Origin of the sequence: Streptomyces cyaneochromogenes (genome assembly GCF_003963535.1) — a bacterium.
In the GTDB taxonomy this organism is placed as follows: domain Bacteria; phylum Actinomycetota; class Actinomycetes; order Streptomycetales; family Streptomycetaceae; genus Streptomyces; species Streptomyces shaanxiensis.
Genome location: NZ_CP034539.1, coordinates 4,433,971 through 4,455,461, shown reverse-complemented (window position 1 = coordinate 4,455,461; position 21,491 = coordinate 4,433,971). Strand labels below are relative to the sequence as shown.

Here is a 21,491-nt window from a genome sequence, read left to right as displayed (position 1 = left end):
CTCACATTCTGGCCCCGTGCGGCGGCGCGGTACAGCTCTCCCGTCACAACTGACCCGCAAGTAACAGGAGATCTACGTAAGAGAGTTGAGGGCGTCTACGAGAGTTGAGGGCGTCTACGAGGGTTGAGGGTGTCCGCGGGAGTCGAGGGTGCCTACGAGCGTCGAGGGCGGCTACGTCACCGGAAGCCGGGAGACCCGGCCGCCGCCCTCGCGGGCGATCACCTTCGCGATCTTCTCCGCGTCGATCGCTATCTCGCGGAGATTGCCGCTGATCGGATTGGTGTAGCCCTGGAAGTAGAGGCCTCGCGCGTGCTGCGGGGTGCGGGCGCCGTGCACGACTGGTCTGCCCCGGGCGTCCAATACGTTGAGATGGCCGACGAGGCCTTCGAGCCCACGGACGTAACCCGTGGCCGCGATGACGACATCCGGTGACACGCGGGTGCCGTCGGCGAGGATGACCTTGCCGTCCTCGAACCCGTCGACGGCGGCCACGATCTCGATACGCCCCTTGCGTACGGCGTCGATCAGACCGACGTCCAGGACGGGGATCGAGCCTTCCTTGACGCGGCTGTAGAGGCCGGTGTCGGGGCGGGGCAGCCCGTGGTCCGACAGGTCCGGCACGCTGAGCTTCGCCACGGGTCTGGCCAGCCGGTCGACGAGGCCGACCGGCAGCCGCCGTACGAGGATGCTGGTGAACTGCGCGGCCCAGCCCGCGGTGGAGCGCCGCACGATGTGCGGAACCGTCCGTACCGCCAGCCGTACCCGCGCGGCCCCGCCCTCCACCAGGTCCACGGCGATCTCGGCACCGGTGTTGCCGACCCCGACGACCAGGACGTCGCGGCCGGCGTAGGGCGCGGGGTTGCGGTACTCCCCGGCGTGCAGGAACTCGCCGGTGTACGTGGCGTGGCCGGGCCAGTCCGGGACGCGCGGGGTGTGGTTGTGCCCGGTGGCCACGACGACCGCGGCGCCGGTCAGTTCACGCCCGCCGGTGGCGCGCAGCAGCCAGCCGGAGCCGTCGGGTGCGGGCTCGACCCGGGACACCTCGACACCGGTGACGATCTCCAGGTCGTGGTGCTCGGCGTACTTCTCCAGGTAGCGCACCACGTCGTCGCGGGACACCCAGCGCCCGAAGCGGCGGGGCATCGGCAGGCCGGGCAGCCCGGACAGCCGCCGGGTGGTGTGCAGATGGAGGCGGTCGTAGTGGCGCCGCCAGGAGGCCCCGACCCGGTCCGACTTCTCCAGCACGACGGCCCGTATGCCCTGGGCGCGCAGGGCGTGTGCGACGGAGAGTCCGCCGGGGCCGCCGCCTATGACGTAGACGGGGCGGTCCGTTGCGGGCTGGTCCGTGGCGGGGCGGTCCGGGTGCTGGGGGGTGTCGGCCATGCTCCGGAGCGTAATCACGCTGCCGGTTGATGGGTCTCGGTCAAGCCCGGAATTGATTGCGGATCGATCACGGCTGTAGGAGGGGTGGGTGGGGTTTGTGGCGTAGGTCTCCTGGTTGTGGTTGTGGGGTGTGGGTGCGCCGGGCCGGAATCGCCCGATCCGTTCGGGTGGGGACCTGTGTGTCGCCCCGATCCCCATGACGACGCTCCTGCGCTCGACTGCCGTGTGCTTTACGTCCGGCTCCTCGTGGTCTCGGTCTGCGTGAGTGAACCCAACCGGAGCGCGGACGACGTTGCCGACGATTCTGTGAACTCGTCACGGACGCACAGGCGATTGTCAGACTCCCTTTATCTGACGTACCGTCAGATTCATGGACGCGATCTGGCTCACAGGTGCGCAATGGCTGGCCGTGCTCCGCATAGGCCTCGGGCTGTGGTGGTTGGAGAGCTGGCGCCACAAGGACAAGAAGAGCTGGTCCGAGGGGGCGGGGATCGCCTGGGCGGCGGACGTGGCGGGCAAGCACCGCTGGAACGCCGTACGCTCCGGCTTCGAGGTCGTGGTGACGCCGCGGCCGCGGACCATGGCGTACGTCGTCCTGTACGCGGAGCTGGCCCTGGGCCTCGGCCTGATCCTCGGCTTCCTGACCCCGCTCGCCCTCGTCGGCGGGCTACTGCTCAACGGCCTCTACTTCGCCCTGATGATCCACGACTGGGCCGAGCAGGGGCAGAACTCGATGATGGCGCTGATCTCGGTGGTCGCGCTGTTCGGGATGTCATGGCAGTCGTGGTCGGTGGACAGCGCGCTGGGGTTGTTCTGATGCGCTACGACCTGCCGGAGGCCGACGCTTTCACGCAGACCTACTGGGACGCCGCCGCGCAGGGGCGCCTCCTCGTCCGCCGCTGCCGGACCTGCGGGCGCGCCCACCACTACCCCCGCGAGTTCTGCCCCCACTGCTGGAGCGAGGACGTCGACTGGGAACCCGCGTGCGGCCGGGCCGCCCTCTACACCTGGTCCGTCGTCCACCGCAACGACCTGCCGCCCTTCGGGGCGCGCACCCCGTACGTCGCCGCGGTCGTCGATCTCGCGGAGGGGCCGCGGATGATGACCGAGGTCGTGGAGTGCGGGGACGGCTCGCGGCTGCGGGCGGGGGCGCAGCTGGAGGTCGCCTTCCGGGACGGGATGCCGGTGTTCCGCCCTGTGAGGTGACCGGCGCGGGCTTCAATGGCCCCATGACCCACGCCGACATACGACCCGCCGGGCACCCCCTCCCCGACCTGCACGGACACGGTCTGCGCCTGCGCCCCTGGGACCCGGACTCCGAGGCCGACGTGGACGCCTGGTTCCGCGGGCGCACCGACCCCGACTTCCGGCGCTGGAACACGCCGCTGCGGATCACCACGGACCTCGAGGGCGCCCGCAGCTCCCTGCGGGACGCGGCACGGAACTCGGCGGAGGGTGCCGGGGCGCCGTACTGCGTCACCGACGCGACGACCGGCGCACTCCTCGGACACATCGCCGTCAACGTCGTCAACCCGATGATGAACTCCGCCCGCGTCGGCTACTGGGTTCTGCCCGAGGCCCGCGGCCGCGGCGTCGCCACCCGCGCCCTCGCCCTCACCGCCCGCTGGGCCCTCACCGACCTGGGCCTGCACCGCCTCGAACTCGACCACGCCGTCGGCCACGACTCCTCCTGCCACATCGCCGACCGGTGCGGTTTCCGCTACGAGGGGACCCTGCGGGGCGCGATGTGGCAGGCGGGGCGGCACGACGCGTACCGGGACATGCACCTGCACGCGCGGCTGGCGACGGACCCCGAACCGGGCCCGAACGGGCACCCGGCCCCGGCCCCGGACGTCAACCTGTAGACCCGCCGGAGCGTGAACCCCGAGCCCTTCAACCCCCGCCTGGGAGTGGGGTCTTGTGTCGGCTTGGTGTCCACGGCGGAAAAGGGTGCACAACCTCCGCCCGGGCGCGGGATCATGAGGTATGCGCCCGGACGACTGGTACTGCACCCAGGATCTCACCGGCTTCCTCGCCCGTGCCGGTGGCTTCCTGCGCTCACGCCCCGACCTGCACACCGTCGCCCTGACGGTGACCGAGACGCTGCGCAGGAGCGGGTTGCGTGCGTACGGCGACGAGGCACCCGTCTTCGGCGTGCTGGAGGTGGGCGGACAGGTGCGAGCCGCCTACTTCCGCACCCCGCCCTACCGCCTGAACGTCACACCCCTCAACCCCGACGAGGCCGAGTCCCTCGCCGCCCACCTGGTCGCCCTCGGCCACTCGGTCCCCGGCGTCATCGCGGCGAGCGAGACCGCCGAGGCCTTCGTCGCGGCCTGGCGCCGGCAGGCGGGCGCCCGGGGCGCGGTCAGCCAGCGCCAACGCCTGTACCGGCTCGGCAACCTGACCGTTCCGCAGCCTCTTCCGGCGGGCCGGGCGCGGGTCGCGGGCAAGGAGGACCGGGAGCAACTGGCCCGCTGGTACGGCGAGTTCGTCGAGGACGCCGGCCATGCCGCCGCCCGCGACGCCGCCGGGTGGGCCGACTCACGGATCTCCTACGGGGGCGTCACCCTGTGGGAGGGCGAGGACGGCACTCCCCTCTCCATGGCCGGCGTGACCCCGACGGTCGCCGGCCAGGTCCGGGTGGCTCCCGTCTACACCCCGGCTCACCTGCGCGGACGCGGCTACGCGGGCGCGGTCACCGCACAGGTCAGCCGAGCCGTGCTCGCCTCCGGGGTGCGCGAGGTGCTGCTCTTCACGGACCTGGCCAACCAGACGAGCAACAGCCTCTATCAGCGCATCGGGTACCGGGCGGTGGCCGACTTCACGGCCTACGACTTCCGGGGCAACCGGGGCTTCTGACAGCCCACCGGCCCTGAGAGCCCGTGGACAGGCTCTCAGGGCCAGAGCAGCTCCTTGGCCCACCCTTGCTCCGTACGCCGGTAGACCAGCCGCACATGCCGTCGCGCCGCGTCGCCCTGGAAGAACTCGACCTCGTCGGGGCGCAGGCGGTAGAGGGTCCAGGACGGGACCGGGGCGTCCGGCTCCCGCTGGGCCCGCTCCCAGGCCGCCTGTGACTCGCGCGCCAACTCCTCCAACGAGGCCAGCACTTCGCTCTGCCGCCCGGTCAGCGCCGCCGCCAGCGCGCCGGTCGAGCGGGCGTGCAGGTCGGCCTGGGACTCGGCGGACGGGGCGCTCGTGACCGGCCCGCGCACCCGCACCTGACGGCCCTGCGCCGGCCAGTAGAAGCCGAGGGCCGCGTACGGGCGGGCGGCCAGCTGGCGTCCCTTGCGGCTGCCGTCATGCGTCGCGAAGGACCAGCCGGACGCGTCGGCGCCGTGCAGCATCACGGTCCGTACGTCCGGCAGGCCCGCCTCGTCGGCCGTGGCGAGGGACATGGTGTGGGGCTCCACCTGCCCGGCCGCGACCGCCTGCGCGAACCAGGCCGTGAAGAGGGCGAGTGGTCCGGCGGGCGCGGCCGCCGGGTCGAAGGAGGGCAGGTCGATGTCCCACACCCGCAGCGACCTCAGCAGCTCATGAAGATCCGGCTCATGAAGACCCGGCTCGTGAAGATCCCGCTCGTGATGATCCGTTCCCATGCCCCGATTGTCGCCTGCGGGGGCCGCTCAGTCCTGACCGAGGTCGGACGACACCCACCGTTCGGGCCGCAGGCGGAAGACGACCTGCTCGCCGTGGTTCTTCCAGCTGAAGTCGACGTACGCCTCCACCTTCTCGGCCGGGAGGTAGCGGGCCGAGATCTCGCGGAGCTCCTCCAGCGTGGCGGGCGTCGTCCCGACGACCGGCCCCTCGACCGACACGTACCGCATGGTGGGTTCGGTCCGGTCCACCAGCAGGGAGAACCGTCCGGCCGCCTGGATCAGCCCGCTCTTGCGGGAGTCCAGCCCGGTCATGATCCACGCGTCGCCGCCGGGCTCGTACTGGTACCAGATCGGCACGGTCAGCGGAGCCCGCCCCGCACCCGCGTCGACCGCCAGCGCGGCGATGTGCGGCTCGGCCAGGAACTGCTCCCGCTCTTCCCGGGTCAGGGCCATTCCAGTCTCCTCCAGGGCGTCGGACGAACTTCCGATGCACCACAACACGTCTCGGGCACTGCGTGTTCCCTGGGGCCTCGGCGCGAAGTGGGGCCGCCCGCACGGCAGTTACGGCCGTACGGCCGACCGTTCCGTTCGCTCCGATCAGAAGCCGCGCCCCGCACCGAACGTATTCCTACTCCAGTAGCTCTCTCGCGGTGCACTAGCTTTCCCACGCCGTCCCACATCGGCGGCGGACCCGCAGCACAGCACCCGGAGAGTCGTGAATGCCCCGAGAGGCGCCGTATCTTGCAGTGGCGGACGCGTTGCGTGAGCGTGTTCTCGCCGGGGAGTGGGGGATCGGGGAGCGCCTGCCGTCGCGGGTGCGGCTTGCCGAGGAGTACGGGGTCGGGCGCAATGTCACGCAGCGGGCCGTGGACCACTTGATCAGCGACGGTCTGCTCGAGGGGCGCGCGGGCTCGGGCACCTATGTGCGGGTGCCGCGTGAGCGACTGCGCATGGTCCGCTCGCGGTACCGGGAACGGCGCGGCGGATCCCCGTACGGGGCCGACGGGAGGGAACGGGGCAGGGCCGGTTCCTGGGACTGGCACAGCCAGGCGCGGGTGCCCGCACCCGAGGCCATCGCCGAGCGGCTCGCCATCGGCCCCGGAGACCTGTGTGTCACCACGCACTACGAGTTCCTGGCCGACGGGCACCCCGTCCAGCTCTCCGAGTCCTGGGAGCCGATGGCCATCACGGCCGGAACCCCGGTCGTGCTGCCCGAGGAGGGTCCTCTCGCGGGAAGGGGCGTGGTCGAGCGCATGCGTTCCATCGGCGTGGACGTCGAGACGGTGGTCGAGGTGCCGCGGCCGGCCCGGGCCGGCCAGGAACGGGCGAATCTGCTGGGGATCGGCGTCGGGGATCTGGTGCTGGAAATCGAGCGGACCATCTACGACATCGACGGCCGGCCGGTCGAGACCGCCGACCTCGTCATCCCGGACGCGCGCAGGGAAGTCGTCTACGAGTTCAAGGTCGACAAGCCGTGATGCCCACAGCGCCCACACCACCCGCACCTTCCCGAATCGGTCTTTTACGTGACCCGGACTTTCGGCGTCTGTTCGCCGCCACCGCGCTCGGCCAGTTGGGCGATCGCATCGTCTTCCTGGCGTTGCCGCTGGTCGCGATCGTCGCCTTGCACGCCGATGAGTTCCAGGTCGGACTGCTGACCGCGATGACCTCGGCGGGCTCGCTGCTGGTCGGACTGCCGGCGGGCGCGTGGGTGGACCGTATGCGCAAACGCTCGGTGATGATCGGCGCCGACTTCATGCGGGCGTGCGTCCTGATGACGATCCCGGCGGCATGGTGGGCAGACCTGCTGACCGTCGGCTGGCTTTACGTAGTCGCGTTGGCCCATGGGACGTTGACCGTCTTCTTCGACGTCGCACACGTCAGCTATCTGCCGCACCTGGTGGGGCGCGACCATCTCCTCGAAGGGAACTCGAAGCTCTCGGCCGTACGCTCGGTGACCAGCATCAGTGGGCCGGCGATGGCGGGACCGCTGGTCGGCTGGGTCGGAGCACCTGTGACGCTGTTGGTGAGTTCGGCGGGTATGGCCCTGTCCGGCCTGCTCGCGGGCGGTATCCGCAAGCGTGAGCCGAAGCCGGAGTCCAGCGCGCGCCCTCGACTGGTCCGCGACATCGAGGAAGGGCTGAAGTTCGTTCTCACGCATCCCGCCCTGCGCGCGATCATGCTGGGGGACGCGATCTTCAACCTCTTCCTCGTCCTGTACCAGACCATGCTGCTGGTCTTCCTGGAGAGGGAGATGGGACTGGAGTCCTTCGGTATCGGTCTCGTCCTTTCGGGCATGGGGTGCGGTGCGTTGCTGGGGGCGCTCTTGGCGACCAGGATCTCGAAGACCGTCGGGCAAGGGCCGACCGTATGGCTCGCTTCACTCGTCACCTGTCCGCTGACCGTCCTGATGCCGATGGCGCACCCTGGCTGGAGCGTGTACGTGGCCGCGATCGGACTCGCGGCCCTTTCGCTGGGCGGTGTCGTCCGCTTCGTGGCCCAAGCGAGTTTTCAGCAGGCCCTCACCCCGGATCGCCTCCTGGGGCGGATGAGCGCGACGGCACGGTTCGTGTCCTGGGGCGGCATTCCGCTGGGCGGGCTTCTGGGCGGCGTCTCGGGTTCCGTGTTCGGAGCGGCGGCCACGCTGTGGATCGGTGCGGCCGGGATGACACTGAGCGTCCTCCCGGTCCTCCTGTCGCCGCTGCGGACCGTACGCGAACTGCCCGACGGACCCGACCGCAAGGCCCCCGAGTCCGCGCGCTGAGCCCCCTCAGTCCCTCAGTCCCGCCCCAGCACCACCGTCCCCGAAGAGCAGAACCACCCCCCGGTCGCCGAAGCCACCCCCAGCCGCGGCAACTCCCCGTCCCGCCCCCGCACCTGCCGCTCCCCGCCCTCGCCGCGCAGCTGCCGTACCGCCTCCACCAGCAGGAACAGCCCTCGCATCCCGGGATGCTGGGCCGACAGCCCACCCCCGTCCGTATTGACCGGCAGCTCCCCGCCCCGCACCAGCAGGCGTCCCTTCTCCACGAACGCCCCGCCCTCGCCCTTCTCGCAGAAGCCGAGGTCCTCCAGCGTCACCAGGGTCATGTAGGTGAACGCGTCGTAGATCTCCGCGAAGTCGATCTCCTGCGGCCGTACCCCGGCCCGTTCGAAGGCGAGGCGTCCGCTCACCGCCGCCGGGCCCGTCGTGAAGTCGGGCCACTCGGACATGGCGGCGTGCGAGACGTGCTCCCCGGTGCCGAGGATCCACACGGGTGCCGTACGGCAGTCCCGTACGAACTCCTCGGTGGCCAGCAGCACCGCCGCCCCGCCGTCGGAGCGGATGCAGCACTGCAGCTTGGTGAAGGGGTCCGCGATCATCGGGCCGGACAGGACGTCGTCCACGGTGATCGGGTCGCGGAACATCGCCTCCGGGTTCAGCGCGGCGTTCGCCCTCGCCTGGACCGCCACCTCCGCCAACTGCTCGACGGTCGTGCCGTGTTCGATCATGTGGCGGCGGGCGGCCATGGCGTACTTGGCGATCAGCGTGTGGCCGTAGGGGACCTCGAACTGCAGCGGGCCCCGGGAGCCGAAGGACAGGTTCCCGGTCCGCCGGCCGGCCTTGATGTCCGCGCGGGCCGTCGAGCCGTACACCAGCAGCACCGCGTTCGCGTGCCCCCTCGCTATCGCGTCCGCCGCGTGGGCCGCCATGACCTCCCAGGTCGAGCCGCCGACGGAGGTGGAGTCGACCCAGGTGGGGCGCAGGCCCAGGTACTCGGCGACCTCGACGGGGGCCAGGGTGCCGAGACCGGCGGACGCGAGGCCGTCCACCACCGCCCGGTCCAGACCCGCGTCGGCCAGGGCGCGGCGGGCCGCCTGGGCGTGCAGGGCGTAGGGGGTCGCGTCGTCCACCCGACCGCAGTCGGAGAGGGCGACCCCGACCACGGCGACTTTCCGGCTCGCGGGAGTCATGACAGGGAGGCCTCCAACCTCTGTGCATCTCGCTGTGACCCTCCTAATATGACGGCCCGTCAGATACGGAGGGAAGAGCCATGGACGCCAGCTTCACCCCCGAGCAGGACGAGATCCGCCGCACCCTCCGCGAGCTGCTCCACAGCCGCTGCGGCCCGCGTGAGCTGCGCGCGGCCCTCGACACCCCCGCCGGACACGACCCCGCCCTGTGGACCGAACTCGCCGGCCGGCTCGGCCTGCCCGGGCTCGCCCTCCCCGAGGCGTACGGCGGTGTCGGCTGCTCGGCGACCGAACTCGCCCTCGCCTGCGAGGAGACCGGGCGGGCCCTGGCCCCCTCGCCGCTGCTCGCCACCGCCGTCCTCGCCGCACCGCTGATCGGCTCGCTCGGCACCGAGGCCCAGCGCGCCGACCTGCTGCCCCGCATCGCCTCCGGCGCCCTCACCGCAGCCCTCGCCGTCCCCGGCCCCGCCCTCGCCACCGCCCTCGCCCTCACCGGCCCGGGCGACGGCGACTGGGCCGGCGGCGGGCGGGCCGGGGGCGTGCAGGCGCGGCGGGCGGCGGGCGGCTGGCGGCTGTACGGGCAGGTCGACCAGGTACTGGACGGGCACAGCGCGGGGCTCCTGGTGGTCGCCGCGCACGCCGGGGGGTTCGCCCGGTCGCGGACGCTGCTGTTCCTGGTGCCGGGGGACGCGGCGGGGGTGGTACGGGTACGGCAGACCGCCCTGGACGCCACCCGGCCGCAGGCCCGCGTGCAACTGCGCGACGTGGAGGCCGAGTTGCTGGGGGAGGAGGGCGCGGATGTGCCCGCCGCCCTCTCCCGCACGGGAGACGTGGCCGCGGCCGTCCTCGCCTGCGAGGCCGTGGGCGCCGCCGACCGGGCGCTGGAGCGGACCGTGGAGTACGTCAAGCAGCGGGAGCAGTTCGGGCGGGCGATCGGGTCCTTCCAGGCGGTGAAGCACCGGCTGGCGGATGTGTACGTGGGGGTGCAGGCGGCGCGCTCGGCGGCGTACTACGCGGCCTGGGCGGTTGCGCACGGGGGCGGTGTCGGCGGGCTCGCCCTGGCGCAGGCCCTGGAGGCCTCGCGGACCGCGGCCGCCGAGGGGATCCAGCTGCACGGCGGCATCGGCTTCACCTGGGAGCACGAGGCCCACCTGTACTTCAAGCGGGCGGCCGGCGACGAACTGCTCTTCGGGCCGGTGCACCGGCTGCGGGCGTACGCCGCCGACACCGCCCGGCTCTTCGAGACGTCCGATGCCCGGGAGGTGGCGGTGTGATCGGCATTCCGGTGGTCGTGCGCGCGGTACAGAAGGTGTCCTCGACACGCGGCTTCGCCCGGGTCGCCCCGCACGTCGTCCCCGCGCTCGACCGCGCCGTGCACCGGCTCACCCGCGGCAAGGTGCTGCTCAGCGCCCAGATGCTGCCCGGCGTGATCCTGACCTCCACCGGCGCCCGCAGCGGACTGCCCCGCCGCACGCCGCTCGCCTGCATGCCCGAGGAGGACGGCCGCTCCTGGATCCTGGTCGGCTCCAACTTCGGCCGCACCGGCCACCCCGCCTGGACCGCGAATCTGCGGGCGCGTCCGGACGCCGAGATCAACTGGAAGGGGACCGACATCCCTGTCAGGGCGCAGGTGCTGGAGGGTGAGGAGCGGGCGGCCGTCTGGAAGAAGCTGCTCGTGTTCTGGCCGCCGTACGCGACGTATCAGGCGCGGGTGGAGCGGGAGATCCGGCTGTTCAGGATCGTCCGCAGGTCATAGCGACGGTGTCCGCGGGTCACAGCGTCGCCAGGCGCTGGACGAGGAGGAACGCGCCGATCCCCAGCATCGCCGCCCCGGACGTGCGCGCGACCGCCCGCGCCGCCGCCGGGCGGGCGCCGAGGACCGCGCGGGCCGCGAGGCCCACCGTGAGATAGACGGCGGCGCAGCACGCCATGTGGAGCAGGCCGAGTACGGCGGTCTGGGCGGGGACCGGCAGGTGGTCGCCCTTCGTCACCAGGAACTGCGGCAGCACGGAGAGGTAGAGCAGCAGGCCTTTGGGGTTCAGGCCGCTGATCGTGGCACCGCGCACAAAGGCGCGGGCCGGGCTCGCGGCCACCGTCTCCTCGGCGGCCCCCGGCGTGCCCGGCCGGCGCAGCACTCCCCACCCGAGCCACACCAGGTACGCGGCGCCGGCGGCCGTCAGCACGGTCAGCAGCGCCGGCTCGCCCGCCACCAGCACCGCGAGACCGGCCACCGCGAGGACCGTGTGCAGCGCGTACCCGGTGACCAGACCCGCCACCGCCGTCACCGGCGAGCGGTCGCGCAGCCCGGCGGAGATCGCGTACGCCCAGTCGGCGCCCGGTATGCAGACCAGCAGCAGGTCGATGGCGAGGAAGGAAAGGAGCAGTGCGGAGTCCATGCTGGGGACATTAGGCGGGAATGGCCCGAAAGTGTTGTCGAAGTTTGCCCATGATCCGTCGAACTGAGGGAAGATCTGCCTCATGGATGACGTGGACAGAAAGATTCTTGCCGAGCTCCAGCAGGACGGGCGGCTGACCGTGACCGAGCTGGCCGCGCGGGTGCGGCTGAGCGTCTCGCCGTGCCACCGGCGGCTGCGGGAGCTGGAGCGGGCCGGCGCCATCAGCGGATACCGGGCCGTCGTGGACCCGGCCGCCGTCGGGCTGAACTTCGAGGCGCTGGTCTTCGTCTCCATGCGGCAGGAGGACCGGGACACCGTCGCCGAGTTCGAGCGGGCGATCGGCGAGGTGGCGGAGGTGCTGGAGGCGCAGCGGCTGTTCGGGGAGCCGGACTATCTGCTGCGGATCGTCGCCGCCGACCTCGGCTCCTACCAGCGGTTGTACGACGAGCGGTTGGCCACGCTGCCGGGGGTGCAGCGGCTGACGTCGACGCTGGTGATGAAGCACGTGGTGAAGGACCGGCCGCTTCCCGCGTAGGCGCTCCCCTGGATGTGCCGCGATATGCCGTCGATCGTCTGCGGGCGGTCGTGGCTGGTCGCGCCCGCGCGGCGGAGCCGCATGTCGAACGCAGCCCCGCGCCCCTTCGGGGCGCTGACGCGCGGCAGGTGGTGGCCCACACGTGTGAACCACCGCGTGCAAGACAGGACTTGGGAACCCGGCGACCGAACCGTCGGCCGCCCGGCGCTACTTCGTCGGCTTCTTGCCGGTCACGCCCAGGTGGACCAACAGCGCGAGGTTCGGCTTGAGTTCAGCCTGTTTCACGCCCCACGTCTGGAAGCCCTTCTGGTGCGAGGCCACCGCCGCGAGCATCGCGACGATCGAACCCGCGACCGCGGCCGGGTTGACGTCCTTGTCGACCTTGCCCTTGGACTGCAGCTGAGTGACGGCTTCCGAAAGGGAGTTGTTGACGGAGTTCAGGATCTTCATACGGATCTTGTAGAACCGTTTGTCGCCCTCGGACGCGCCGAGGTCGACGACCCTGAGGATCGCGTCGTTCTTGCGCCAGAACTCCAGGAATCCGTCCACGAGTTCCTGTGCCGTCTGCCAGCCGGCCTTGCCGACCCAGCTGCGGCCCTCGACGAGCTCGGTCAACCCGGCGCCCTCGGTGGCCATTTGCTCGGCGATCTCCAGGACGGCGCCCTCGACGTCCGGGAAGTACTGGTAGAAGGTCGCGGGTGAAGTCCCCGCCTTCCGGGCGACATCTATGACTTTGACGTCCCGGTAGGGGGAGGAGCTGAGCATCTCGCTGAGGCAGTCGAGCAGCTTCTGCCGGGTCGCCTGCCCACGCCGGCCGGCCACGCGGCCGTCGACGGTACGCACTTGTCCTGTCATGCCGTCAGCTTACCGAGGCGTGATCGGGGCGCGATTCGGCCGACTGCAAATGGGGTGCACGGGGATGCGGAGGCTGGTGTGCCTGGTCTGCGGGTTGCGTGAGAGGCCGTTACTTTGGCGACATGGCCGAAAACAGGGCATCCGCAGACGGAACGGGAAACGGGGAGGGGTACGCGGAGGGCGTCCCGTGCTGGGTGGACGCGCAGCTTCCCGACGTCGAGGCGGGCAAGCGGTTCTACGGAGAGCTCTTCGGGTGGGACTTCGAGGAGGTGTACGACTCCACCGTGCTGGCCCGGCTGGACGGCGAGCCCGTCGCCTCGCTCGCCCGCAAGGCGGACGGGCGGTTTCCCACGGTGTGGACCGTGTTCTTCGCCACCCCGGACGCGGAAGCGCTGGTCAGGCGGATCCGGGCGGCCGGGGGCCAGGTGGTCACCGCGCCCGTGGAGATCGGGGAAGGGCTGGGCAGGGCCGCGCTGGTCACCGACCCGGAGGGCGCCGTCTTCGGGCTGTGGCAGGCGGGCGGGCACCAGGGTTTCGGGCGCCGGCACGAGCCCGGCACCTTCGGCTGGGTCGAGCTGTACGCCCGGGACACCGAGGTCGCCAACACCTTCTACGGCGGCCTCTTCGCCGACGCCCTGTTCGGGCCGGACGCCGAGCCGGACTTCGGGCGCGCGGCGGTCGCGGAGCGCTTCTCGGCGATGATGCCGCCCCATTTCGTCGTCCACTTCCAGGTGGCGGACTGCGCGGAGGTCCTCGGCACGGTGAACCGGCTCGGCGGACGGGTCCAGGTGCCGCCCTTCGAAACGTCGTACGGAACGGTCGCCGTCGTCACCGACAATCAGGGGGCGTCCTTCGCGGTCCTGGAGCGCCGGGCGGCCCGGGAAAACCTGACCTGACCCTTACCTCCGGCGTCCCACCATGCGAACCGGCGCTTTCCGTCGGGTGCCGGGGTGTGGTTTTGTCCCAAGACACCCCGTTCCGCCCTCGGGTTCGCAACCACGCCCTCGGACAGGAAGAATCAGGGTGCGTGCCGCCGAGGCGGTGCGGTGGTGAGACGCTGCACGGGGTCGCGTACATATCTGGGTGACGGGGCCCGTACGGGGAGGTGGCAGGCAGAGTGGTGGATCAGCTGACACAGCACGATCCGCGCAGGATCGGGCCGTTCGAGGTGCTCGGACGGCTGGGTGCCGGCGGCATGGGGCTGGTCTATCTCGCGCGCTCGGCTTCGGGCCGGCGCGTGGCGATCAAGACGGTCCGGACCGAGCTCGCCGAGGACCAGCTGTTCCGCGTCCGCTTCACGCGTGAGGTGGAGGCGGCCCGGGCGGTCTCCGGCTTCTACACGGCGGCCGTCGTCGACGCCGACCCGCGCGCGGCCGTGCCGTGGCTGGCCACCGCGTACGTCCCGGCGCCCTCGCTCGAGGAGATAGTGAACGAGTGCGGGCCCCTCCCGGCCCAGGCGGTGCGCTGGCTGGCGGCGGGTGTGGCGGAGGCGCTGCAGTCCATCCACGGCGCCGGTCTCGTCCACCGTGACCTCAAGCCCTCCAACGTGCTCGTCGTCGAGGACGGCCCCCGCGTCATCGACTTCGGTATCGCGTCCGGCGTCTCGAACACCCGTTTGACGATGACGAACGTCGCCGTCGGTACGCCCGCCTACATGTCCCCGGAGCAGGCGAAGGACTCCCGCAGCGTCACCGGCGCCAGCGATGTCTTCTCGCTCGGTTCGATGCTGGTGTTCGCCGCCACCGGACACCCGCCCTTCCACGGCGCCAACCCGGTCGAGACGGTCTTCATGCTGCTGCGTGAGGGCCCGGACCTCGAAGGCCTCCCGGACGAACTGCGTCCGCTGATCGAGTCCTGTATGCAGATGGAGGCGACGGGCCGCCCCAACCCCGCCGACCTCCAGGCCCAGCTGGCCCCGCACCTCTTCGGTTCCGGCTCCGACGACAGCGGTACGGCGTCGGCGTGGCTGCCCGAGCGGGCGGTGAGCCTGATCGAGGCGCGGCGCGGCGGCCGTCCGGCGGCGAAGCCCTCGTCGTCCTCGGGCCGCAGCGGCGGCCGTATCGCCCCGGCACCCGGCCCCGGCCCCGCGCCGGTCCCGCCCCCGCCCGCGCACGACCCGGTCGTGCCCGGCCCGCAGCCTGCCCCCGTCCCGGTCGGCGCCCCCGACATCGGCCCCGTCCGGCTGGCCGGCGCAGCGGTCCCCATCGGCCCCGGCCCGCGCGTCGCCGACGCCCGCGCCGCCGCCATGCAGCCGCCCCCTCCGGAGGCCGGCCTGGTCGCCTCCTGGTCCAAACCCCGCCCCGGCGTCAACGGCACGGACCCTGCCGTCGGCCCTGCCGTCCCGGCGGCCCCGCCCGTGCCCCAGGAGCCGGCGACCGGCTGGCGCCCCTGGCGTTTCCGCATGTCGAACGACGTCTGGGGCACCCCCTCCGTCGCCGACGACCTCGTCTACGTCACCTCCTTCGAGGTCCACGCCCTCGACGTGGCCACCGGCCGCCGCCGCTTCAAGACGCGGGACGTGGCCTGGTCGATGGCGGTCGCGGACGGCCGTATCCACGCCTCCGACGGTCCGACCCTGTTCGCCCTGAACCACCGCGACGGCGCGGACCTCTGGCGGCTCCAGACGGATGCCTGGGTCTACTCGCTCAAGGCCGAGCGCGGCACCGTCGTCACCGGCACCCGCGGCGGCGGCGTCCAGGCCTGGGAGGCCTCGACCGGCCAGAAGCTGTGGGAGATCACCGGGGCGCAGTCCGACTTCGAGTCCCCGGAGGCGGGGCCCGCGCTGTACGACGGCACGGTGTACGTCTGGCAGGACGCCCGGCTGCGCGCCCTGGACGCCCGTACCGGCGACGAGCGCTGGTCCTACCCCATCGGCGACGCGGCCTCCTGCGGCGGCGTCCCGGTCCGGGTGGCGCAGGCGCCGGACGGGTATGTGTACGTCTCGGCCGGGACGCGCGTCCTCTCGCTGGACGTGGCGAGCGGTCATGTCCGCTGGCACTTCGAGGCCCCCGCGGTCTTCCTGTGCCCGCCGGCCTTCGTGCCGGGCCCCGCGGTGACCGGCGGCGGTGTGTACCTCGCCGACTACCTCGGCACGGTCTACGCCCTGGACGCCGCCGACGGCCGCGACCGCTGGCGCATCGCCACGGAGTCCCGTTCCTCGATCGAGCCGGTGCTGGTGGCCGCGGGCCATGTGCACGTCGGCAGCGGCAAGGGCCTGTACACGCTGGACGCGGTCACCGGGACGCCGAAGTGGCGCTTCCAGGCGGGCGGCGACATCGTGGGCGCGCCCGCGGTGGCCGAGGGCCGTATCCACTTCGGCTCCACCGACCACCTGCTGTACACCCTGAAGGCCGACGACGGCCGCCTGCGCTGGAAGCTGGCGACCGGCGGCGAGATCACCGGGTCGCCGGTGGTCAAGGACGGCGTCGTGTACGCGTGCAGCAAGGACAGATGCGTCTACGCGCTGGACGCGGAGAAGGGCACGGGCACGGCCCGCAACGCCTAGTCAAGGCTTGTGACGGCCGTCGTACCGGCGCACGGAAGGGTCCGGACGGCGGCCGTCACCGCTGGGAGCGGCACTGTGCACCGGCTCCCACGGCAGACGCTACGCCGGGTACCCGGAGGTCGCCACGCGGTGACATGACCGTGACAGTCGATCGCTAGAGTGATCGCCATGCATCGACGGGGGCACATTCTCAAACTCACGGCGGTTTCGGTCCTGGTCGTCATGGCGCTGACGGGCTTCTCCTCCAAGGGGCGCGGTCATGGCAAATCCGACGGCGACAGCAGCGGCGGCGGGTGCAGCAGCTCCAGCCAGGACCACGACAGTTCGTCGTCGTCGACCTCGGGCGGAGGATCCGGCAGTGGCAGTGGCAGTGGCAGTGGCAGTGGCAGCTCCAGTTCCTCGAACCTTCAGGACGGGTCGGCGCGGCTCGTGACCTGCGCGACGGTGGAGAAGTCGTACGCGACCATCGAGGTCACCAACCCGAACGGCGTCAGGCGGAGCTTCGAGGTGCACATCGTCTTCGAGGATGTGAAGGACCGCGCGCTCAGCGACAACACACAGGAGTTCAGCGTGCCCGCGAGGCAGACGAAGACCGTCCAGGTGCCCATGTACAACGCCGAGAAGAACGCCGCGAAGGTCGCCACCTGCGTCCTGGACCCGGAAGCTGTTCGGATCCCCTGATCCCCTGATCCCCTGATGCCCTGATGCCCGATCCGCTCACCGCACCCGGTACCCGCCGGCTCGCCGCGCCGCGAACAGCTCGGCCTGGCGTTCGGTGGGCAGGTTCCCCAGCGCGATCAGGTGCGGCGCCTGAGCGAAGGCGTGGGTGAGGGCGGCCTCCTTGGCCGCCCACAGCGCCCGCACGGTGCCCTGCACACCCTCCGCCGGGAACCCGGCGATGACGGCGGCACAGTCGACCGCTGCGGCCAACGCCCCACCGGGCTCGGTGACTTCGCAGACCAACCCGATCTCATGCGCCCGCCGCGCCGACAGCCTCTCCGCGCTCCCCATGAGGGCCATGCGCGCCACCTCCCCGTACGGCATCCGCAGCGCCATGAGCATCGACTCGTAGGCGCTGACCATGCCGTAGGTGGTGTGCGGGTCGAAGAAGGCGGCGGTCGGGTCGGCGACGACGAAGTCCGTCTCGCCGAGGAGGTAGAAGGCACCCCCGCAGGCCATGCCGTTCACGGCGGCGACGACCGGCTTCCACAGGTCGTTGGACTTCGGCCCGACCCGCAGCAGCGGATCGTCCATCATGTACGGAGACCCGGGCTGCGGCACGACGGCGTCCCGGTCCAGCCCCGTGCAGAAGGCACGCTCCCCGGCGCCGGTGAGCACGACGGCCCGTACGGTGTCGTCGAACCGCAACTCCCGCCAGGCCGCGACGAGTTCGTCCCGCATGGTGAGGTCGATGGCGTTGAGCCGGTCGGGCCGGTCGAGGGTGACGACGGCGACGCCGGTGTCCTTGTCGGCTGTGAGGTCGAGGCTCATGGGCGCTCCAGGACCCACTGCGGCAGCCCGGTGCCGCTGAAGACGGCCTGGACCTTCGCACCGATGCGGATCCGCGCCGGGGGAAGGGAGTCCAGCGGTGCGTCCGGGCCGGTGACGAGGTTGCCGACCAGGCGGATGCGGGGCGCGTCGGCGAGTTCCACGACGACCACGTTGTACGGCGCCTGCTCCGCGTACTCGGGCAGCAGGGGCGGGTGCGGGACGACGTACGACCAGACGCGGCCCTGGCCCGAGGTCTTGCGCCACTCGCACGCGAAGGACTGGCAGTGCGGGCAGCAGGGGCGGGGCGGGAAGCGGGGTTCGTCGCAGTCGGCGCAGGTCTGGACGCGGAGTTCGCCCTGGGCCGCGTACTGCCAGAAGGGGGCGCCGTCGGGATCGGTGACGGGGGAGAGCATCGCTCGGTCAACTCCTCAGGAGCAGCGCGGAGGTGGGGACGCCTTCGCCGGCGGTGACGAGACAGGTGGCGGCGCCCGGGACCTGGGCGGTGCTGGTGCCACGCAGTTGCCGTACGCCCTCGTTGATGAGGTTGAACCCGTGGACGTAGGCCTCGCTGAGCCCGCCGCCGCTGGTGTTGAGCGGCAGCCGCCCGCCGATCTCCAGGGCCCCCTGCTCGGTGAACGCCCCGCCCTCGCCCCTGCCGCAGAAGCCGTAGCCCTCCAGTGACAGCGGTATGAGCGCCGTGAACGCGTCGTAGATCTGGGCGACGTCCACGTCCTGCGGGGTGAAGTCGGCGTGCTTCCACAGATGCCGGGCGGCGGTCCAGGCGGGACCGGTGAGCGGGTCGTCGTTCCAGTAGTTGACCATGCCGTGGTGCTGGGCGGGCAGGCCCTGGGCGGCGGAGTGGACGTAGACGGGAGCGTGCCGGCAGTCGCGGGCGCGCTCGCGGCTGACGACGACGCAGGCCAACGCCCCGTCCGTCTCCAGGCAGTTGTCGAACAGGCAGAGCGGCTCGCTGATCCACCGGGAGGTCATGTACATCTCGCGGGTGAGGGGCCGTTCGTACATCACCGCGGCCGGGTTCTGGTTGGCCCGGTTGCGGCAGGCGAGGGCGACGTTGAACAGGTGGTCGCGGGTCGCGCCGTACTCGTGCATGTAGCGGCGGGTGAGCATGGCTATCTCGTCGGCGGGCCGGAGCAGCCCGAACGGGCGGGTCCACTGGGCCGGAGTGGGGAGCTGAGCGCTGGTGTTGGTCCAGGGGCGGGGCCCGGAGCCGCGCTTGCGCGAGCGCCAGGCGACGCCGACGGAGGCCTGACCGCTCGCGATGGCGGCGGCGAGATGCGCGACGGTGGCACAGGACCCGCCACCCCCGTACCCCACCTTGCTGAAGAAGGTGAGGTCCCCGAGTCCGACCGCCTTCGCGAGCTCGACCTCGTCCGTCTCCTCCATGGTGTAGGAGGCGAGGGCGTCGACCTCGCCGGGCGAGATCCCTGCGTCGTCGAGGGCGGCGAGGACGGCACGGCAGGCGAGGGTCTTCTCGTCCTCGGGGAGGTGCCTGGCGAAGGGGGTCTGACCTATGCCGACGATCGCGGCGGCGTCCTTGAGTCCGGCCATGCGCACACCTCCACGCTGCTGAAGGGCTGCTGACAGGCCGTCAGGGTACAGCTAATCTGACGGGTAGTCAGCTCAGGGGTCGGGAGGCGTACTGTGCGCGGTGATCTGGAGTGGGGCAGCATCCCGGAACTCGTCCGGACCGCGGCCGAGCGGTACGCGGACGTCGAGGCGGTGGTGGAGGGCCGCACGAGGATCTCGTACGCCGAACTGGGCGCCCGCGTCGAGCGCTCGGCGGCGGCCTGTATGGCGAACGGGATCGAGCCCGGCGACCGGGTCGCCGTCTGGGCGCCGAACACGCTCGACTGGATCGTGGCGGCGCTGGGCGCGGTGTCGGCGGGCGCGGTGCTGGTGCCGCTCAACACCCGCTTCAAGGGCGGGGAGGCGGCCGATGTGCTGCGGCGCAGCGGGGCGCGGCTGCTGTTCGTGACGGGCACGTTCCTGGGGACGTCGTACGTGGCGTCGCTGCGGCGGGCGGTCGCTGAGGGGCCCGGACTGCCGGACCTGGAACAGGTGGTGGTGCTGTCGGACGACGCGCCGGCGGACTTCCGTACCTGGAAGGACTTCCTGGCGAGCGGGGACGGGGTGGGCGAGGCGCAGGTGCGGGCACGGGCCGAGTCGGTGGCCGGCTCCTGGCCCTCGGACATCGTCTTCACGTCCGGGACGACGGGCCGCCCGAAGGGCGCGGTGATCACCCACGCGCAGACGCTGCGGGCGTACGAGGTGTGGAGCGACCTGGCGGGCCTGCGGCGGGGCGACCGCTATCTGATCGTGAACCCCTTCTTCCACACCTTCGGCTACAAGGCCGGGGTGATCGCCTGTCTGATGCGGGGCGCGACGATGATCCCCCAGCCGGTCTTCAACGTGAGCACGGCCCTGGCGAACATCGCGGCGGAACGGGTCTCGGTGCTGCCAGGCCCGCCGACCCTGCACCAGTCGCTCCTCGACCACCCGGCACGCGACGCGCACGACCTCTCCGCGCTGCGGCTCGTGGTGACCGGCGCGGCGGTCGTGCCGTTGCGGCTGGTGGAACGCCTGCGCGGGGAGCTGGGCGTGGAGACGGTCCTGACGGCGTACGGCCTCTCCGAGGCCAGCGGCATCGTCACGATGTGCAGGCGCGGCGACGACCCGACGGTCATCGCCTCGACGTCGGGCCGTGCGATCCCCGGCACGGAGGTACGCGTCGAGGCTCCCCTCGGCGAGCCCGGCGAGGTCCTGGTCCGCGGCTTCAACGTCATGCGGGGCTACTACGAGGACGCGGCGGCGACGGCGGAGGTGCTGACGCCGGACGGCTGGCTGCGGACGGGGGACGTCGGGGTGCTCGACGCCGACGGCTGTCTGCGCATCACCGACCGCATCAAGGACATGTTCATCGTCGGCGGCTTCAACGCGTACCCGGCGGAGATAGAGCAGGTCCTGGGGCTGCACCCCGAGGTGGCCGACGTCGCGGTGATCGGCGTACCGGACGCTCGGCTGGGCGAGGTCGGCAAGGCGTACGTGGTGCGCCGGCCGGGAGCGGTGCTCACCGGGGACGACCTGATCGCCTGGGCACGCCGGGAGATGGCGAACTACAAGGTGCCGCGGGCGGTGGAGTTCCTGGGGGAGTTGCCGCGGAACGCCAGCGGCAAGGTGGTGAAGGGCGAGTTGCGCGGGAGGGCGTGAGGAGTCACCGACCCCCGCCGGACATGCCTCGGCCGCGGCGGCTCCCCCTCCGAGCCACCGCGGCCGATCCCCGTGGGATGAGGTCTACTTGTCGTCCAGGTCCAGAGCGGCGGGCCCGGCCGGCATGGAGTTGTTGAGCGTCGTGATCGTCTCGCCCTTGACCTTGGTCGGCTCGCTCGGCATGGAGTTGTTCAGCGTGGTGATCGTCTCGTCCACGACGGGCTCGCTGGGCATGGAGTTGTTGTCCGGAGAGACGGTCTCGTCCTTCTTCTGGTCGCTCATGGGCTCGTGTTCCTCTTTTTCGGTGATGAGTGAGGAACGCCCGTCCGGTAACTCCCCCGAGTATTGCCGGACGGGCGTCCGGAGCCGCAGGCTAACCGGCCGGGCTCCGCGTCGAACTGCCTGCCCCCCGTGGCGACGGTCCGACTGGGTAAGAGTCTGTAGGGCGGAGATAAACGAACGCTGAACGCCCGAGATCCCCAGGTGGGGAGCGCGCCCCGCCCGCTTGGCCGTGTCCGACCTGAGTGGCCCTGGCGTAGTCGGCTGCGGTT

At 71.7% G+C, this 21,491-nt stretch carries 23 protein-coding genes; 13 read left to right on the top strand and 10 right to left on the bottom strand.

The window, feature by feature from the left end; translation table 11 throughout:
* Positions 1–171 precede the first annotated feature (171 nt).
* Entirely contained in the window at positions 172–1,383 is a 1,212-nt protein-coding gene (locus EJ357_RS19970; RefSeq protein ID WP_126392972.1) for a flavin-containing monooxygenase, read from the bottom strand.
* 370 nt (positions 1,384–1,753) lie between these two features.
* Here EJ357_RS19970 and EJ357_RS19965 point away from each other — a divergent pair, with 370 nt between their 5' ends.
* From EJ357_RS19965 to EJ357_RS19950, 4 genes are all read left to right on the top strand, one after another.
* Positions 1,754–2,200: a DoxX family protein gene (locus EJ357_RS19965; protein WP_126392971.1), complete on the top strand. Its 447-nt coding sequence runs from the start codon at positions 1,754–1,756 to the stop codon at positions 2,198–2,200.
* Positions 2,200–2,589, top strand: a complete 390-nt coding sequence (locus tag EJ357_RS19960) for a Zn-ribbon domain-containing OB-fold protein (RefSeq protein ID WP_228473104.1) — start codon at positions 2,200–2,202, stop codon at positions 2,587–2,589. Before EJ357_RS19965 ends, EJ357_RS19960 begins: the two co-directional genes overlap by 1 nt.
* Positions 2,590–2,612: 23 nt before the next feature.
* The gene (locus EJ357_RS19955) at positions 2,613–3,248 is read left to right on the top strand and encodes a GNAT family N-acetyltransferase (RefSeq protein WP_126392969.1); all 636 of its coding nucleotides are present in this window, start codon (positions 2,613–2,615) and stop codon (positions 3,246–3,248) included.
* Positions 3,249–3,369: 121 nt separating this feature from the next.
* On the top strand, positions 3,370–4,242 hold the full coding sequence (locus EJ357_RS19950) for a GNAT family N-acetyltransferase (protein ID WP_126392968.1): 873 nt from the start codon (positions 3,370–3,372) through the stop codon (positions 4,240–4,242).
* A gap of 35 nt (positions 4,243–4,277) precedes the next feature.
* Here the strand turns inward: EJ357_RS19950 and EJ357_RS19945 are convergent, their stop codons facing one another.
* A complete protein-coding gene (locus EJ357_RS19945) occupies positions 4,278–4,979 on the bottom strand; it encodes a pyridoxine/pyridoxamine 5'-phosphate oxidase (protein ID WP_126392967.1) in 702 nt (233 codons plus the stop codon).
* Between the two features lie 27 nt (positions 4,980–5,006).
* Positions 5,007–5,432 carry a pyridoxamine 5'-phosphate oxidase family protein gene (locus tag EJ357_RS19940; protein ID WP_126392966.1) on the bottom strand — a complete coding sequence of 142 codons (426 nt, stop codon included), beginning with the start codon at positions 5,430–5,432 and terminating at the stop codon, positions 5,007–5,009.
* Positions 5,433–5,698: 266 nt separating this feature from the next.
* Between EJ357_RS19940 and EJ357_RS19935 the strand changes: the two genes are divergently transcribed.
* Both EJ357_RS19935 and EJ357_RS19930 read left to right on the top strand, forming a co-directional pair.
* A complete protein-coding gene (locus EJ357_RS19935) occupies positions 5,699–6,457 on the top strand; it encodes a GntR family transcriptional regulator (RefSeq protein WP_126392965.1) in 759 nt (252 codons plus the stop codon).
* Positions 6,457–7,743 carry an MFS transporter gene (locus tag EJ357_RS19930; RefSeq protein ID WP_126392964.1) on the top strand — a complete coding sequence of 429 codons (1,287 nt, stop codon included), beginning with the start codon at positions 6,457–6,459 and terminating at the stop codon, positions 7,741–7,743. The genes EJ357_RS19935 and EJ357_RS19930 overlap by 1 nt, the downstream gene beginning before the upstream one ends.
* 14 nt (positions 7,744–7,757) lie before the next feature.
* On the opposite strand, the gene EJ357_RS19925 is transcribed toward EJ357_RS19930, so the two are convergent.
* Positions 7,758–8,930: a thiolase C-terminal domain-containing protein gene (locus EJ357_RS19925; RefSeq protein WP_126392963.1), complete on the bottom strand. Its 1,173-nt coding sequence runs from the start codon at positions 8,928–8,930 to the stop codon at positions 7,758–7,760.
* An 80-nt stretch (positions 8,931–9,010) separates the two neighbouring features.
* Here EJ357_RS19925 and EJ357_RS19920 point away from each other — a divergent pair, with 80 nt between their 5' ends.
* Complete coding sequence (locus EJ357_RS19920; protein ID WP_126392962.1) at positions 9,011–10,204, top strand: acyl-CoA dehydrogenase family protein; 1,194 nt, start codon at positions 9,011–9,013, stop codon at positions 10,202–10,204.
* Positions 10,201–10,686 (top strand): nitroreductase/quinone reductase family protein, encoded by a 486-nt coding sequence (locus tag EJ357_RS19915; RefSeq protein ID WP_228473103.1) that lies wholly within the window; start codon positions 10,201–10,203, stop codon positions 10,684–10,686. Before EJ357_RS19920 ends, EJ357_RS19915 begins: the two co-directional genes overlap by 4 nt.
* Positions 10,687–10,702: 16 nt before the next feature.
* Here the strand turns inward: EJ357_RS19915 and EJ357_RS19910 are convergent, their stop codons facing one another.
* Entirely contained in the window at positions 10,703–11,326 is a 624-nt protein-coding gene (locus EJ357_RS19910) for a LysE family translocator (RefSeq protein WP_126392961.1), read from the bottom strand.
* A gap of 82 nt (positions 11,327–11,408) precedes the next feature.
* Here EJ357_RS19910 and EJ357_RS19905 point away from each other — a divergent pair, with 82 nt between their 5' ends.
* Entirely contained in the window at positions 11,409–11,861 is a 453-nt protein-coding gene (locus EJ357_RS19905) for an Lrp/AsnC family transcriptional regulator (protein WP_126392960.1), read from the top strand.
* Between the two features lie 207 nt (positions 11,862–12,068).
* On the opposite strand, the gene EJ357_RS19900 is transcribed toward EJ357_RS19905, so the two are convergent.
* Entirely contained in the window at positions 12,069–12,716 is a 648-nt protein-coding gene (locus EJ357_RS19900; RefSeq protein ID WP_126392959.1) for a TetR family transcriptional regulator, read from the bottom strand.
* Positions 12,717–12,838: 122 nt separating this feature from the next.
* On the opposite strand from EJ357_RS19900, the gene EJ357_RS19895 reads away from it, so the two are divergent.
* The 3 genes from EJ357_RS19895 to EJ357_RS19885 all read left to right on the top strand — a co-directional run bounded on the left by EJ357_RS19895 (position 12,839) and on the right by EJ357_RS19885 (position 16,902).
* Entirely contained in the window at positions 12,839–13,612 is a 774-nt protein-coding gene (locus EJ357_RS19895; protein WP_126392958.1) for a VOC family protein, read from the top strand.
* Between the two features lie 221 nt (positions 13,613–13,833).
* Positions 13,834–16,221, top strand: a complete 2,388-nt coding sequence (locus EJ357_RS19890; RefSeq protein ID WP_126392957.1) for an outer membrane protein assembly factor BamB family protein — start codon at positions 13,834–13,836, stop codon at positions 16,219–16,221.
* A gap of 168 nt (positions 16,222–16,389) precedes the next feature.
* Positions 16,390–16,902, top strand: a complete 513-nt coding sequence (locus EJ357_RS19885; protein WP_228473102.1) for a hypothetical protein — start codon at positions 16,390–16,392, stop codon at positions 16,900–16,902.
* Between the two features lie 36 nt (positions 16,903–16,938).
* Here the strand turns inward: EJ357_RS19885 and EJ357_RS19880 are convergent, their stop codons facing one another.
* From EJ357_RS19880 to EJ357_RS19870, 3 genes are read right to left on the bottom strand one after another with little or no spacing between them, the layout of a single operon-like run.
* Positions 16,939–17,712: an enoyl-CoA hydratase/isomerase family protein gene (locus tag EJ357_RS19880; RefSeq protein WP_126392956.1), complete on the bottom strand. Its 774-nt coding sequence runs from the start codon at positions 17,710–17,712 to the stop codon at positions 16,939–16,941.
* On the bottom strand, positions 17,709–18,125 hold the full coding sequence (locus EJ357_RS19875) for a Zn-ribbon domain-containing OB-fold protein (protein ID WP_126392955.1): 417 nt from the start codon (positions 18,123–18,125) through the stop codon (positions 17,709–17,711). The genes EJ357_RS19880 and EJ357_RS19875 overlap by 4 nt, the downstream gene beginning before the upstream one ends.
* Before the next feature lie 7 nt (positions 18,126–18,132).
* Entirely contained in the window at positions 18,133–19,281 is a 1,149-nt protein-coding gene (locus tag EJ357_RS19870; RefSeq protein WP_126392954.1) for a lipid-transfer protein, read from the bottom strand.
* Between the two features lie 93 nt (positions 19,282–19,374).
* Between EJ357_RS19870 and EJ357_RS19865 the strand changes: the two genes are divergently transcribed.
* Positions 19,375–20,940 (top strand): FadD3 family acyl-CoA ligase, encoded by a 1,566-nt coding sequence (locus EJ357_RS19865; protein ID WP_126392953.1) that lies wholly within the window; start codon positions 19,375–19,377, stop codon positions 20,938–20,940.
* A gap of 84 nt (positions 20,941–21,024) precedes the next feature.
* On the opposite strand, the gene EJ357_RS19860 is transcribed toward EJ357_RS19865, so the two are convergent.
* Positions 21,025–21,222 (bottom strand): hypothetical protein, encoded by a 198-nt coding sequence (locus tag EJ357_RS19860; protein WP_126392952.1) that lies wholly within the window; start codon positions 21,220–21,222, stop codon positions 21,025–21,027.
* Positions 21,223–21,491 lie beyond the last annotated feature (269 nt).